This window comes from Bacillus sp. WC2503 (assembly GCF_052682895.1).
Map to the genome: position 1 here is coordinate 85,642 of NZ_JBQYMD010000002.1, position 17,158 is coordinate 102,799.

Consider the following 17,158-nt stretch of genomic DNA (forward strand, 5'->3'; position numbering starts at 1 on the left):
ATTTCCTTGATTTTACGTCAAACAAAAAGACTCCATTTTGAAAAAGATTAATCAAAATGGAGTCTTTTTGTGCTAATCAGTATATACATCAGAACAATTTTGTTACATTCGTATTCTTTTAAGTCTATATTTTCTGTTTCTATGTAATTTAGAAATATCTTGTGCTAAAAACGTAATTGTAATGATAACTAATACAAGATTAACGATAAAAGTCGTTATTACAATTCTATCTGTCAAAGAGAAAAAGGAGACATACATGAAGAAAATTACAGTAATGAAAGGAATACTTTGTCTCATTCGTTTGATAGAATTTGTTTTTTTCTTATCATAATATGTCATAATTGTGCCTATAATTAATAGTACAGGGGCAGTAATAAAGATTCCAATCCACCCAAATCCTTTTTTAATAAACCAAGGAAAAAATGGCACATTTGTGGAGCAAATAAATAGGGTAGTTACTAAAGTGAATAGTTGAATGAGTGTTAGGGTTATAGTTAAATTGGCTTGTTTCATCTTTTTACACCTCCTAATGAACCTGTATATAAAATTATAAATAATTAATATGTTTTTATATTATTACAGTGGAAGTTTTATCAAGAATAAAAAGGTTAGCTAATCTCCTACTTACTAATAAAACGATTCCTGATAATGCTTCTAACTGTTTTTGTTTATCACTAGTAGTAGTAACCAGGTGATACATTTTCTCCTCATTGTTTTCTTCCATTCCACCTATATCCCTTTCCCCATACAGTAAGGAGAAATTGAGGATTAGAAGGACTAGGTTCGATCTTCTGACGAAGACGACTGATATTCACATCTACTACTTTTGTGTCACTTAAACAATTTATACCCCATATTTTATTTAAGAGTTCATCACGTGGAATTGGTTTTATGGAATTTTCCATTAAATATCGTAAAATAATATACTCTGTTGGAGTTAAGTCAATTTTTATCCCATCCTTATATAATTTTTCTTGCAGAATATTTAATTTAAATGGTTCTGAGTGAATCGATGCCATATCCTTTTTAGTTTCTTTTACTCTTCTTAGCAATGATTGTACACGTGCTACTAATTCATTTATACTAAATGGCTTTTTAATATAATCATCTGCCCCAATTGTCAAACCGTGAACCTGATCTTTACCTTGCACACGTGACGTTAACATGATAATACCAATCTTCTCGTTGTTTTTTCGTATTTGTTTGCATACCTGAAAACCATCTATTCCTGGTAACATAACATCAAGTATTATAATATCAACATTATGATTTTCTAGAAGATCAAGAGCTTTTTCACCTGTATCGGTTTCTAGAACATTGAAACCAGCATGCTTCATCTTTAAAGTAATAAAACTACGAATTGTTATCTCATCATCTAATACTAAAATTGTTGTCATACTCTCTGCTCCTTTATTTTCGTTGATAATCAGCCATGGATTTGATAAAAGATTTAGGATTCTGGTAGTTGGAGTTTTTGTGGAATTTCATATACATGCTCTCTTGTTTTAACTGCCGCTTCATAATTTTTGATCTTTGGCCATTCCTTATGATCAAAGGTATAAACTTCAAGCCACGTTTTATCTGTATCAGTATAAAAAAACGTTGAGTAGTTCAATGTAATTAGAGTATAGAGTGTTCAAAACGTTTTTTCATTGTTAAGAAGGGAGAAAAATACATCTCACTTTTGTGGAATTACACAAAAACTTTATTTAATCAATTGCATCCTGAACACCCTGAACCAATACTCTATTATTATTTTGCTACTGTTGTTTTCTATATGTATTACCTTCTAGCGGGTACCATATATGTCTATCAACCTAAGAACCTAATAAAAAAACGTTATTCTTTCTAAACAAGATTATTAGAAAGAATAACGTTTTTTATGAATCTTTTGATTTAAGAGGGATTACCAGTATTTGCTGAAGATCTGCGAAGACATTTAACTCATTCTATTTTGGAAGAACTCACAAAAGACTTAGGTTTTATAATCTGAAAGGATCATGTTTTACAACTCATAAGACATGTCTTCAAACCTTCGTGGCCTTATTATAAACATCGCATCTTTTTTCAAAGCATCGTGACTTTATTTAAAAGCGACACCATTATTCTGAAGAGGTGGATACCTCTCATATATATAAAAATGACGTAGAACATATTCTACGTCATTTTTATATAAACACTTTAAAGGATTAGGGGCCTTACATTTTGACTTTTTTTACATATCTGAATGAATTAAATTTATATTACCCGTTTAAGTGAGCCTGTAAAAGCAAAGGATATTGTAGTAGCTGTATTCTTTGCTTCAACTTTCCTGAATTATATAAATTTAAATTCGCTGTTTGTTTACAGATTTTGTAGCCATCAGAGTAGGTTCTAGGGTGTATTTACTTGATATAACACTGCTACGAATATTTGGAATCAGAGTCATTAGCGAGATTACATTTTTGAGATACTGCTTATTCTTCGCTTCAAGAGATATTTGTCCCAAACTTATTTTAAAATCCCTAACTTACTTCAATTTTCAATACACCTTTAACACTAAAACCAACCAATTTATACCCACTATATGAGCCAAAGATAGTGAGTATAAATTGTCATATCTGTTTTAACTTTAAATTGCATCTCATACCTTAGACTTTTGCAGAAATTCATGCTGATTGACAAGGTGTCACTCTTTTTATTGACTTTTTTTGGTGAAATTTTGCGCTCCAGAATTATTTAAACGTTAAGCATGACAAGTTTTAATAAAGAACTCCAATAATTCCATAATAGGAACTTAAATAAAGGTTCTTCCATAGTGTTTCTAAATATTTTTTTGCTTCACTGTACCCCATGAATTTCAAAACACAATAAAATCTAATTGTATATTGAAGAGGTGTTACTTGTTTGGTTTGAGGTAATACCACAGATGATACTTTTTGCTTTTTCACTTATCGAATAATCTACAACACATACATACTTATTAAATATTTACTAAGCTTAAATTATAGATACAAAAAAACTGAAATTTACTTCTTTTGTATCTTATAGAATGTAAGGACCTTACATCCAAAATTAAAACATTTATTTTTCGATAAGTAAATGATGAAACCTTATTTGTAATCATTTGTTACCTTTAATTGAACTACTCACCACTTAACGTCCTAACGGATTGTTTAAAGTGGGAGATTCCTGCGAACACCGATGTATCCACCGGTTATCTTAGCAGGCTCTACCCGTAGTCCCTACGGTGAGAACATAAGTATTTTGTACGTTGACGCACCACACTCCCTACTTTAGCTTGGTTTTCGCAACTTCGGCAAGCGTGGGGCGATAGAACGTTGAAGATTTTACGGTTGCAACGTCTTTCTGCAACCAACCTCATATCTTCAGTTTTCGAAGAGCAATCTGTACAAGTAAATGCCAGCAAACATGTTGGCCTATGCGAACTTACATTCAGCTCCCACCTAAAAGTGTTGTTTCACACCTTCATATTTTTGAGGGGGAGTCTTCTGGAAGAAAATGATAAAGTTTATATTGCAATTGCTGAAAATAAGCATGTATGCATTTCATATCAAATACAAAATATGTTCCGAATGGGAGAATTATGATTAAATGCTGAAAAGGTAACAACTTTGTTACTTTTTGTTGATATTTGTCGATTTGAATGTTATATTCATAACAACAAAGAAAGAGTAAACAAAAAACCCTTATCAAGTGATATTTCAGAATTTTTAGTTTTCTCTACCTATGTACTTCTTGTGTCGAAGAAGTTTGTGCATTTTTTTCCACTCTTTCTTTGTTCACCCTACATAAGAAAACAATCTGTTTTTATACAGGTTGTTTTTTTTTGCGTTATAACGTCCAGCAAAAACATGGAGTGGCTTTGCAATATGTTTTATAATTAGACTTGTAGTTTACTTCAATTACGGTTAAAAAAATAATACCTTACAAAAGGGACAAAAGGAAAATGCAGTATAATGAAAAGGCTGTTGTCCCATTAGGACAGCAGTTTTTGTCGTACTGGTACAAAAAATAATATCACTGTCTATACTGAAAGTAATGAAAGAAGTACGTCACTTTTTTCATTATTAGGATATGGTTTGTAAGGGGTTATGATTAAATGCCGAAAAAGTAACAATTATGTTACCTTTTGTTGATATATGTCTTTTTGATGCTATATTCATAATAACAAAGAAAGAGTAAACAGAAACCCTAACTAGTATGATATCAGAATTCTTAGTTCTATCTAATCGATCTACTTTTTGTGCTTTATAAGTTTGTGTCTTTTTGCCATTCTTTCTTTGTTTTACCCTTAAATGAAAACAATCTGTTTTATACAGGTTGTTTTCTTTTTGTAAAAATATAATTTATTTTATTATTTTAAGGTATTTGTTTAAGCAAGACATGTACTATGAATTATAATGTTCATTGTTTATTTATCCTATAATTATTATATAATAATTATAGGGTTTTATTTTAAAAAGAGATTTTTACTAATGATTTATATATATAATATATCTAGTATGTTATCTTTTTCTTTTTTAAGGAACAAAAAGTTGCTGTCCTAAAGGACAACAACTTTTTTCTATACTGGTGCAAAAAAATTAATAATTTCATTGAGCAAGAGAATCATTATTTAAATTGTCTGGGTTTCAAAACTTCGCTATGATTCTCGTATAATAAACATACATAAATCGGTAATATAGATCAAGGTATTGGTTCGCACTACTGATTTTTATAATACTGCTCGTCCATTAATTGGTTGAACTGGTCGGTTATTCGTTGGGAATAATTTATGGAACACTTTAATTTGTTTTTTGGACATCTCTATTGTCTGTTTCATCACAATCCATTGGACATTTTCAGTACAAGGAGGTGTGGTCAAAGACCCCATGTAACGGAAGGATGAATGATCAGAAGGAAGAATCTGTTTTATATCAATGGTATGTTGCACATCGGCCTTTATATTTTTTCTGTGCGGGAGATTTTGCCACATAGCTGCAAAACCTTCGTTTTTTTGTCCTTCTTTGATCATAATACCAACTACTGCTAACTGACCTTGATCATTTTGATGGACTAGATGTAATTCCATATCTGCATGTTTTCCTTCAAATTGGTGCTCACTTGGTGTATGAAAATGGAATTGTTTTAATGTGTAACGATTTTCTCCTAGCGTGAGATAATCATCAGAACTATTTGCTTTTCCCTCAATACTATGCCCATTATTTTTAATAGAAAATGATATTGGTTGATAGTTTATTTGCAAAAGATTATTATCAACTGTTGATTTTATTTGTTCTGTTTTGATATCTATCGGAGATTGTTCTTGCCCATTTAAACACATATTGTATTCTGGTTTCAATTCTCCCCAGTGCTCTGGACCAGTAGTCCCTTTATATGACCACTGCGTATTTTCCTTCGTAGATTGTTTTTGCGGAGCCTCTTGTTTTGCTGTGTTACATCCCATCAATACTACACTCATTGTTAATATAAGGGGAGTTTTATAAACAAACTTTAAGCCTTTCATACTGTTTCCTCCTTAGTTGATAAAACATTGTATTTAAAGAATATTGCTTGTAACTAAAGGTTCTGTTACAAATTCGCCAAAAATATTAAGAATTTAGAGAAGCATTCCTCGATTGTTATGCAATTTAAGTTATTAAATAGAAAAATGGAATACGGAAACTATACAGTTAATTTACGCGAAAAGGAATAACTATGCTTCTTACCCAAGTTAGAAAATCTTTATACAAAGTCAGGTTGCAGGCGATAATTTTTAAATACTATGAGAAATGGAAGTAAGAGCATATTACATTTCTATCGTTCTATTTGTCTTCATGTAGTACTAAATAGAATAACTTCTTACCCATACCCATACCCAAAATCGATTATGTAATCTAATTATGATTCAAATTACTTAACCTGGTCATATTTAGTTGGCATTCCTGTATTCATTCCGAAGCATGGATGTTTTATCATTCTTATATTCATCATCCTCATTCCTAATTGATATTGACTTTCATTTTATATTTATTATAATTATATATAAATTATTAAAAAAAAATCAATATAGATTTATATTCTTTGATGTGATACTATGTATTTCTGGTTATGTTGAAGAGTTTTCAACAATAAGTTATTTTCCTAAATCTACGAAATAGAGAAATCAGTTTAATTGGATCTACCTTCCATCAACATCAAGCTAAAAAACAACCCAAATATAAAAAGATTGAATTCTCAAGATGAAAATGTACAATTTTGTTTTAAGTGCGTCATAAAATTTTTAAGTTGATGGAGAGATAGGGTGACCTCTACTAGTTAGTGGTAATATTAGTTTGTGAAAAAAATGTCGAATTTGTGAGAATTTTGTGATTTTTTGTCTTGTGATACTTTATATTTAGTGCTAAACTCATAATACAAAGAAAGAGTAGCCGAAAATATCTCCATCCGAACAGAAAAGACTGAAGATTCAGTCTAATTATTAAATGAATAATACTCATGTTTACTACTCTTTCTTTGTTTTATTTTATATATGATATTGAACATTATGTATAGATAGCGGGGTGAATGGAATGTAATTATTCGGTAAAAGTAGAGGATAAGTATTCTGTTGTTTGTATGACATCTTAATGAATAACATACTTATTACAAATATTTGTAGAGAGAATTGAGACGTTTTTTTCAATCTAGCAATGAAAAATGTGAGTTCATACAAGTAAATAAACAGCTACAAATAATTATGAATCTAGTCAACAAACTGAGAATTTCATTGAAGATTCGGTATAACGAGATTTAGCCATGGAGTTTATCATTCATGCAGATTTTAATTAAGATTCTAAATGCATAAGTAGACCGAAATTGATAAACGTTTTTGATGATCTTTTTGAAAATTATAAGACTATCTAATTAAAAATCTGAGAAATGATTTTTAAGTGACATTTGAATAAACAAAATTATTTGTGATTTATATTTTTACTAAATGAATCAAGAATTAGGTAGTGGTGTAGAACAATAATTTAAGGACAATATTTTGGTGTATATAGGAGGGAGTATAAAATAAGGATCTTATCTCAAGAGGGATATTAATTTACGTTTGGTTTCTTTAATTACAAAATCAATTACAAAAACTACAAAAACTATCTTTGGCATTTAAAAAGCCCTATATTACGGATGGGAGCATGAAAGAATGCCTATAGGAGGGGGAAAAAGATTCTGGTGAATAATGTTATAAATCATTTAAAAACGTGATTAAAAAACTGAATATATTGATATTGTTAATATAAAAACAATAAAAAGTAATATCAATAGACTAATAGTGTTGAAATATAACATTATTAATCAGAAATGTATGCTCAAAATAAGACGGTAGATATGATATAAAATCTCGGGATTTTATAGGAATGATGAAAAACGTAACTTCGCCAGTTACAATTATATCGAAAATTGTTTAACTTGTAAATATTAAACTTAGTGAAAGTAATGTTACATTTAAAAAATGAAGTTTAGTAGAGTACAAGAGAATTATTTATAGAAATTTGTTTTCAAGCTTTATGTGTATAACGATTAAAAGAAATGGAATACCATCAGCCTATAAAGTCATTGTCATTGCATATTCATATTAGAGCCATCTAATTATAACTGATAGGAGAATGACATGATCAAGAAAGTAACTTCGATTTTTTCGATTCTAATGCTTTTTATATTTACTATAGGTCAGAGTTTCACATCGATAATAGCAAATGCACAGGAGTTAAATACAACAGGATTTGTTGATAGTTTTACAATCGATAAAACGACGCTTAACTCCGGAGAAACGACAAGAATGGCAGTACAGTTTAGTGATAAATCTGGGAATCAAATGAAAGCTGGAGATACATTAACATTAACATTACCTTCAGAATTGAAAGGATATAGTGGAACTATTCCATTAAATAATGATGCAGGTGTTAATTTTGGTACTTGTCAAATAAAGACAACTAATGTTGTATGTACATTTAGTGATACGGTTGAGAAACTTAAAAATATTAGAGGGAATTTTTATTTCCAAGTTAAAGCAATTGATGTTGCACAAGGACAAACGGTAACAACTGAAACGAATTTAGGTACACAATTAGAAAAGAAAACGGTAACGATTATCGGCCCGACTGGTGGTGGAGGTGGCGGATCTTCACCATTTTCATACAAAACGGGTAGCATTCAACCAGAAAACACTAATGAAGTACAATGGGTTTTAAATGCAAATACTTCAAAACAAAATTTAGATAGTGATATTGTTTTGGTTGATACTTTACAAGAAGGGCAAACGCTAAATCAAGATAGTCTCCGTATTGGAGGATTTGCAGCTCCAATGACACCACAAGAATTCCAAGCGCAAGGTTATGGCACGGTTACATTTATTGGTGATAATGGATTTAAAGCTGTTATCAATAAAGATAAAGCCAATGGTCTTACTTTTGTTTTTGAATATAAAGCAAATATAACTGATAGTGGAAAGAAATTAGAAGCATTTTATAATAATTATAACGTAGACTACAAGGTTACAGGTGAAGAGAAAGTATCTAAATCAGATAGTGTCAGTGTTAAAAATATAGATCAGGGCGGCGGTGCGCAAGGCGATTTACCTCCTAAGGGAACGTTAAGAATTGTGAAGCACATTGCCGGTAATGAGACAAAATTTATACCAAATGTTTCATTTAACTTGTATACGGAGTCAGGTCAGCAAATTGGTAGTACGTATACAACCGATCAACAAGGTATGGTCGAGGTTCCTAATTTAGACCCAGGTAATTACTATGTACAGGAGATTGCAGGTCCAAACTATTTGGATTTTGATCCTCAAGTAAAAGTACCTTTTACCATTGATGCCAATGCTGATAAAGGTGTAAAGCTTACTATTCCGAATAAAGTAAAAACGACATCTGTTTCAGGAACGAAAACATGGAATGACAACAATGCAACAGATCGTCCAAGCTCAATTCAAGTAGAGTTACTGCAAAATGGAAATTCAATCAAAACACAAGAAGTAACAGCAGTGAATAGCTGGAACTATACGTTTGCAGATTTACCTGCATATGATAATGATGGTAATGCTTATACGTATACAATAAAAGAGCAACCAGTAGCGGGATACAAATCAGAAGTGAATGGCTACAACATTACAAATACAAAAGATGCAAAGACATCTGTTTCAGGAACGAAAACATGGAAAGACGGAAATGCAACAGATCGTCCAAGCTCAATCCAAGTAGACTTATTGCAAAATGGGAACGTAATCCAAACAAAAGAAGTAACAGCAGCAAATAGTTGGAATTATACATTTGCAGACTTAGCACAATACGATATGAACGGTGTTGCTTATACGTATACAGTAAAAGAGCAACCGGTAGTGGGATACAAATCAGAAGTAAATGGCTACAACATCACAAATACAAAAGTAGCGAAAATGACAGTAGAAGGAACGAAGAAGTGGAAAGACGGAAATGCAACAGATCGTCCAAGCTCAATCCAAGTAGATTTACTACAAAACGGAAATGTAATCCAAACACAAGAAGTAGCAGCGGCAAATGATTGGAAATATTCATTTACAAATGTAGAATCATATGATGTGAATGGTAGTGCCTATACGTATACAGTAAAAGAACGACCAGTAGCGGGATACAAATCAGAAATAAACGGTTATGACATTACAAATACAAAAGTAGGCCAAACAACGGTAGAAGGAACAAAAACGTGGAAGGACGGAAACGCAACAAATCGTCCGACAACAATCAAGGTAGACTTACTACAAAATGGTCAAGTAGTTGCGACGCAAGAAGTAAGTGAAGCAACAGGCTGGAAATATGGATTCAAAGACTTAGCAGCATATGATGCCGAAGGAAATGCGTACAAGTATGAAGTAAAAGAACAACCGGTGGATGGATATAAAACAGAAGTAAACGGTTATGACATTACCAATACAAAAGATGCAAAAACATCTGTTTTAGGAACGAAAACATGGAATGATGGAAATGCAACAAATCGTCCAAGCTCAATCCAAATAGACTTATTGCAAAATGGAAACATAATCCAAACAAAAGAAGTAACAGCAGCGAACGGTTGGAATTATACTTTTGTAGACCTAGCGCAATATGATGCAAATGGTGTTGCTTATACGTATACAGTAAAAGAAAAACCGGTAGCGGGATACAAATCAGAAGTAAATGGCTACAACATTACAAATACAAAAGTAGCGAAAATGACAGTAGCAGGAACAAAAGCGTGGAAAGATGGAAATGCAATAGATCGTCCGACAATGATCAAAGTAGACTTACTACAAAATGGAAATGTGATCAAAACACAAGACGTACTAGCAGCAATAGGTTGGAAATATATATTTGCAGATTTAGAAGCATACGATGCGAATGGAGTAGCTTATCAATATGAAGTGAAAGAACACCTAGTAGCGGGATACAAATCAGAGATAAGCGGTTATGATATTACGAATACAAAAGTGGCACAAACAACGGTAGAAGGAACAAAGACATGGAAAGACGGAAACGCAACAAATCGTCCAGAAATGATCAAAGTGGACTTACTACAGAATGGTAAAGTAATTGATACAAAAGAAGTAAGCGCAGCGAGCGAATGGAAATATGCGTTTACAGACTTAGCGGCATATGATGCCGAAGGAAATGTGTACAAGTATGAAGTAAAAGAACAACCGGTAGATGGATATAAATCCGAAGTAAAAGGTTATGACATTACAAATACAAAAGTGGCACAAACAAAAGTAGAAGGAACGAAGACGTGGAAGGACGGAAACGCAACAAATCGTCCAACAACAATCAAGGTAGACTTACTACAAAATGGTAAAGTAATTGACACAAAAGAAGTGAGCGCAGCGGGCGAATGGAAATATGCGTTTACAGACTTAGCGGCATATGATGCCGAAGGAAATGCATATAAGTATGAAGTAAAAGAACAACCGGTAGATGGATATAAATCCGAAGTAAAAGGTTATGACATTACAAATACAAAAATGGCACAAACAAAAGTAGAAGGAACGAAGACGTGGAAGGACGGAAACGCAACAAATCGTCCAACAACAATCAAGGTAGACTTACTACAAAATGGTAAAGTAATTGACACAAAAGAAGTGAGCGCAGCGGGCGAATGGAAATATGCGTTTACAGATTTAGCGGCATATGATGCCGAAGGAAATGCATATAAGTATGAAGTAAAAGAACAACCAGTAGATGGATATAAATCAGAGGTTCATGGTTATGACATTACAAATACAAAAGTAGCGCAAACAACAGTAGAAGGAACGAAGACGTGGAAAGATGGAAATGCGACAAATCGTCCGACAACAATCATGGTAGACTTACTACAAAATGGTAAAGTAATTGACACAAAAGAAGTGAGCGCAGCGGGCGAATGGAAATATGCGTTTACAGATTTAGCGGCATATGATGCCGAAGGAAATGCATATAAGTATGAAGTAAAAGAACAACCAGTAGATGGATATAAATCAGAGGTTCATGGTTATGACATTACAAATACAAAAGTAGCGCAAACAACAGTAGAAGGAACGAAGACGTGGAAAGATGGAAATGCGACAAACCGTCCGACAACAATCAAAGTAGACCTACTACAAAATGGCAAAGTAATTGATACAAAAGAAGTGAGCGCAGCGGGCGAATGGAAATATGCGTTTACAGACTTAGCGGCATATGATGCCGAAGGAAATGCGTACAAGTATGAAGTAAAAGAACAACCAGTAGATGGATATAAATCAGAGGTTCATGGTTATGACATTACGAATACAAAAGTAGCGCAAACAACAGTAGAAGGAACGAAGACGTGGAAGGACGGAAACGCAACAAATCGTCCAGAAATGATCAAAGTGGACTTACTACAAAATGGCAAAGTGATTGATACAAAAGAAGTGAGCGCAGCGGGCGAATGGAAATATGCGTTTACAGATTTAGCGGCATATGATGCCGAAGGAAATGCGTACAAGTATGAAGTAAAAGAACAACCAGTAGATGGATATAAATCCGAAGTAAAAGGTTATGACATTACAAATACAAAAGTGGCACAAACAAAAGTAGAAGGAACGAAGACGTGGAAGGACGGAAACGCAACAAATCGTCCAGAAATGATCAAAGTGGACTTACTACAAAATGGCAAAGTGATTGATACAAAAGAAGTGAGCGCAGCGGGCGAATGGAAATATGCGTTTACAGATTTAGCGGCATATGATGCCGAAGGAAATGCATATAAGTATGAAGTAAAAGAACAACCGGTGGATGGATATAAATCAGAGGTTCATGGTTATGACATTACGAATACAAAAGTAGCGAACTTAACAGTAGAAGGAACAAAAACGTGGAACGATAACAACGCAACAGATCGTCCAAGCTCGATTAAAGTAGACTTACTACAAAACGGTAAAGTAGTAGATACAAAAGAAGCAACAGCGGCAACAAACTGGAAATATGCATTTGCGGATGTAGAAGCATATGACGCAAATGGAGTAGCATACAAGTATGAAGTGAAGGAACAGCCAGTAGCGGGATACCAATCTGACGTACACGGTTATGACATCACAAATACAAAAGTAGGCGAAACAAAAGTAGAAGGAACGAAAACATGGAAAGACGATAACGCAACAGATCGTCCAAGCTCGATCAAAGTAGACTTACTACAAAACGGTAAAGTAGTAGATACAAAAGAAGTAACAGCGGCAACAGAATGGAAGTATACGTTTGAAAAGCTACAAGCATACGATGCGAATGGAGTAGCGTACAAGTATGAAGTAAAAGAACAGCCAATAGCTGGATATGAACCAAAAGTAAATGGTTACGACATCACAAATACAAAAGTAGGCCAAACAAAGGTAGAAGGAACGAAGACATGGAAAGACGATAACGCGAAAGATCGTCCGGAAATGATTACAGTAGACCTTTTACAAAATGGTACAGTGATTTCGACGCAAGAAGTAAGCAAAGTAACAGGCTGGAAATACGAATTCAAAGATTTAGCAGCGTATGATACAGAAGGTAAAGCATACAAGTATGAAGTGAAAGAGCAAGCAGTACCAGGATATGAATCAAAAGTAAGTGGTACTGACATCACAAATACAAAAATAGGTCAAACAAAAGTAGAAGGAACGAAGACATGGAAAGACGGAAATGCGAAAGATCGTCCGGAAATGATCAAAGTAGACTTACTACAAAACGGTAAAGTAGTAGATACAAAAGAAGTAACAGCGGCAACAGAATGGAAGTACACATTTGAAAACCTCAAAGCATACGATGCAGAAGGTAAAGCATACAAGTATGAAGTGAAAGAGCAAGCAGTACCAGGATATGAATCAAAAGTAAGTGGTACTGACATCACAAATACAAAAGTAGGCCAAACAAAGGTAGAAGGAACGAAGACATGGAAAGACGGAAATGCGAAAGATCGTCCGGAAATAATCAAAGTAGACTTACTACAAAATGGCAAAGTAATTGCAACACAAGAGGTAAGTAAAGCAAGTGAATGGAAGTACGTGTTTACAGATTTAGCTGCATATGATGCCGAAGGAAATGCATACAAGTATGAAGTAAAAGAACAGCCAGTAGATGGATATAAATCAGAGGTAAAAGGTTATGACATTACGAATACAAAAGTAGGCGAAACAAAAGTAGAAGGAACGAAGACATGGAAGGATGGAAATGTAAAAAACCGTCCGGAAATGATCAAGATTGATCTACTACAAAATGGCAAAGTGATCGCGACAAAAGAAGTGAGCGCAGCAGATGAATGGAAATATGCATTTACAGACTTAGCGGCATATGATGCCGAAGGAAATGCATATAAGTATGAAGTGAAAGAACAACCAGTGAATGGATATAAATCAGAAGTACATGGTTATGACATCACGAATATAAAAGATCCAAGTACGGATCCAAAAGATCCAAGTACGAATCCAAAAGATCCAAGTACAGATCCAAAAGATCCAAGTACGAATCCAAAAGATCCAAGTACAGATCCAAAAGATCCAAGTACAGATCCAAAAGATCCAAGTACGGATCCAAAAGATCCAAGTACAGATTCAAAAAATCCACCTACTCAAGAAAATTCTACGACATCAGTATGGCTTCCTAAAACAGGTGGAACATCAATGGATATGATTTCATATATTGCTGGAATGTTGTTATTGGCTTTAGGTGGATTCGTATTAGTTCGTCAACGAATGAGATAAAAAGACTGGTTATGTTGGTTTGAATTATAGCTTGATCAAAGTGTTGCTGTAAATATAGATTTTATAAATAGAGGAGACCCACACATTTTGAAAAAAGTTTAATCAAAATGTGTGGGTCTTAATTTTAGATTTCTTAAGTTTGTATAATTAATTGTGTTTTTTGTGTTTACTTTCATTTAATCCACCCTCAGAGAGTAGATATAGGTAGATCTATATTGACTGTTGTTCCTTTACCTACTTCACTTTCAATAAATATCTTTCCTTGGTGCTTCTCAATAATTTTATAACAGATCATTAATCCTAAACCGATACCATTTTCTTTGAGACTATAGAATGGTTCTCCTAGGTAAGGTATACGTTCCTGTTCAATTCCACACCCATAATCAGTAAATCGAATGTTTACTTGATTTTGATCAGGTGCATATTCGATTTGAATCAATATTTCCCCTCCCATTGAAGTTGCCTCAATTGCATTTTTTAAGATATTTATAAAAACTTGCTTTAATTGATTACATTCACAAAGTATGAATGAAGTATCAGATGTAAACTGAGTTTTAATTTGTATGCAATTCATTGTCGCTTGAGGTTCAAGTAACATTACAACTTGCTTCATTAATACATTCAGGTCATTAGTTTTAATTTCTAATGCCTCAGGTTTTGCTAATGTCATAAATTCGCTAGTAATACTATCTATACGTTCAATCTCTGATAACACTATATCTATGTAATGCTCGGTATCCTTATTTCCCAGTGATTGTAATAACTGCATGAATCCTTTCATTGCTGTTAAAGGATTTTTAATTTCATGAGCAATTGCAGTGGATAATTGACCTACTACAGCAAGTTTCTCCGATTTTCGTAATAATTCCTCTGTTTTTAGCCGTTCAGTGATGTCTCGAGAGATGCTTAAGAAAACTTTTTTGCCATTCAAGTTAAACACACGAATAGAAAATTCAATTGTCAGGGTTTTTCCTCTAGGAAAAACAAATTCATCTTGTAATGTAAAAGATGTTTGCCCTTCTCTAATTTTTTCTATGATTCTTTGGACCATTGGAGAATCTGGTAGAACGTTACTAGGGAAAGACATCGAAAGAAGTTCTTCTCTACTATATCCAAATCTTTTACACGCAACAGGATTTACTTCGATAAAGCGAGTTGGTAATTCATTATCATTCAGTTCCACTACATATACTGCATCAGTTGCTTGTTCGATGAGTGCACGGTATTTCATTTCACTGTCACTTAATTGCTGGTGTAATTGATGCAGTTTTCTTTCTGCTTGTTTCCTTTCAGAAATGTCTCTACAAATTCCTGATAAAGCAATTACATTACCTCTAAAATCTAAAATAGGCGAAATTGTCAGGCTTACATCAATTAAAGTTTTATCTTTTCTTTGTCTAACAGTTTCAAAACGGGTAAGAATTGGGTCATTCATATTGGTATTTTTAATGTGGTTTATATATTCTAAAGTTTGATCTATTAAAAATTCAGGCACGCAAGGTAATTTTTTTCCTACAGATTCTTTTTCTGACCAACCAAATATTCTCTCATAAGCTTTATTCGCTTGTAACATATGCCCATCTAAATCAAATATAGTGATAGCATCTACATTATGGTTAATAAATGATTCTAGTCGCTCTTTGGTAACCTTCAGTTCATTTTCCGCATTTATTCTTTTCGTTATATCAACAGTAGAACCAACTACCTCAACCACTGTTCCCCCTCTTTTAACAGGTCTAAGAGAGAAAAGTATCGTAGCCTCATCATTTGGCCATGGTAGTTCAAAAGTTACTTCTTCACCATCCCATGCCTGTTGATAATATTTTAATAGTCGAGGAATTAAATGAAATGGAATAATTGAAGCATCTATATTAGATAAACATTTACCTACGACTTGCTGAGAGTGAAACCCGTTTTGATAAAATAATTGTCCATCACATAGAGTATGGACAAAATTCCCCCCTACTTTTTCGAATTTAAAAATACCTCCTTGCAATTGGTGTACAGTATCCTTTAATTCTCGCTTTGATTCTAGTAATGTTTCATTCGCTTTGGCTAAATTTTGTGTTAAAACATATAACTTTTGATACGACTCCATAAGAAAAATACCAATTAAGAGTCCGCATGATATAAAAAATGTACCTTGGATGTTAAGAAGTATAAGTGGTATAGAAGGAAAAAAGAATCCAAATACAACATGAATTATAACTAGATAAGCAGCTAGATAAAGAAAAACGCTTTTAAAAGGATGGATATTTTTTAGATATGTTTTGAATATAGTATATATAATAGCTATTCCTAAAGATGCTATTAAAGCTGGTCCCCAATCACCACCAAGGTAGAAAATACGCATAAATAAAATAAACATTAATGTAATCCAACCAGCTGTACGACCAAAATAAATAAAAGAAATAATTAGTGGAACGACTCGCAGGTCGTAAAACAATCCCATGTGCTTAAAATTAAAAATCATTAAAATGGCAGCTATGATACCTGCGTAAATACCACAAAATAAACGAAATGATTTAGAATCTACTTTACTTATAAATACTTGAATAAAAATAGATGTACTAACTAAGAATGCAAAAATAGATAGATTAATGATGAACCCTGTAAAAAGCATGCCATATTCCCCCTTAGTAAATATATTGAAAAATAGAAAGGAAATTCTATGAATTATGCGGTGATTAGACTTGTTATTTGGAAAAGGGAAATGAGTATTGATAAAAATTCAGTTCTTTTTTATCTTTTTCCAACAATAGATCCTTCACTAAAATATTAAATGTAAGAAACATTAATTTTAGATAGGAAATGAATGCTAATAAGGATATATAATCAGGGCATCTACAACCCATGTTAGTAAATAATGTGTATAAGTTTTGTATCTATTTAAATAGGCGATAAGAAATAGTAATTGCTTAAAAGATGGGGGACAGTCGTCTC

The 17,158-nt window shown here is 33.0% G+C and carries 5 protein-coding genes; 1 reads left to right on the forward strand and 4 read right to left on the reverse strand.

Annotation, left to right across the window (positions count from 1 at the left end; all coding sequences use genetic code 11):
• Positions 1–102: 102 nt before the first annotated feature.
• The 3 genes from ACUN26_RS27745 to ACUN26_RS27755 all read right to left on the reverse strand — a co-directional run bounded on the left by ACUN26_RS27745 (position 103) and on the right by ACUN26_RS27755 (position 5,509).
• Positions 103–513, reverse strand: a complete 411-nt coding sequence (locus tag ACUN26_RS27745; RefSeq protein WP_000806404.1) for a hypothetical protein — start codon at positions 511–513, stop codon at positions 103–105.
• A 194-nt stretch (positions 514–707) separates the two neighbouring features.
• Positions 708–1,397: a response regulator transcription factor gene (locus tag ACUN26_RS27750; RefSeq protein WP_000207753.1), complete on the reverse strand. Its 690-nt coding sequence runs from the start codon at positions 1,395–1,397 to the stop codon at positions 708–710.
• A gap of 3,320 nt (positions 1,398–4,717) precedes the next feature.
• Complete coding sequence (locus ACUN26_RS27755) at positions 4,718–5,509, reverse strand: carbonic anhydrase (RefSeq protein ID WP_000677290.1); 792 nt, start codon at positions 5,507–5,509, stop codon at positions 4,718–4,720.
• 2,127 nt (positions 5,510–7,636) lie between these two features.
• On the opposite strand from ACUN26_RS27755, the gene ACUN26_RS27760 reads away from it, so the two are divergent.
• Positions 7,637–14,215 carry a Cna B-type domain-containing protein gene (locus ACUN26_RS27760; protein WP_151547736.1) on the forward strand — a complete coding sequence of 2,193 codons (6,579 nt, stop codon included), beginning with the start codon at positions 7,637–7,639 and terminating at the stop codon, positions 14,213–14,215.
• Between the two features lie 187 nt (positions 14,216–14,402).
• On the opposite strand, the gene ACUN26_RS27765 is transcribed toward ACUN26_RS27760, so the two are convergent.
• On the reverse strand, positions 14,403–16,838 hold the full coding sequence (locus ACUN26_RS27765) for a PAS domain S-box protein (protein WP_000899496.1): 2,436 nt from the start codon (positions 16,836–16,838) through the stop codon (positions 14,403–14,405).
• Positions 16,839–17,158 lie beyond the last annotated feature (320 nt).

Excerpts from the sequence above, each read along its gene's own strand:
- ACUN26_RS27745 (WP_000806404.1), bottom strand. The coding sequence starts at position 513 with ATGAAACAAGCCAATTTAACTATAACCCTAACACTCATTCAACTATTC.
- ACUN26_RS27750 (WP_000207753.1), bottom strand. The coding sequence starts at position 1,397 with ATGACAACAATTTTAGTATTAGATGATGAGATAACAATTCGTAGTTTT.
- ACUN26_RS27755 (WP_000677290.1), bottom strand. The coding sequence starts at position 5,509 with ATGAAAGGCTTAAAGTTTGTTTATAAAACTCCCCTTATATTAACAATG.
- ACUN26_RS27760 (WP_151547736.1), top strand. The coding sequence starts at position 7,637 with ATGATCAAGAAAGTAACTTCGATTTTTTCGATTCTAATGCTTTTTATA.
- ACUN26_RS27765 (WP_000899496.1), bottom strand. The coding sequence starts at position 16,838 with ATGCTTTTTACAGGGTTCATCATTAATCTATCTATTTTTGCATTCTTA.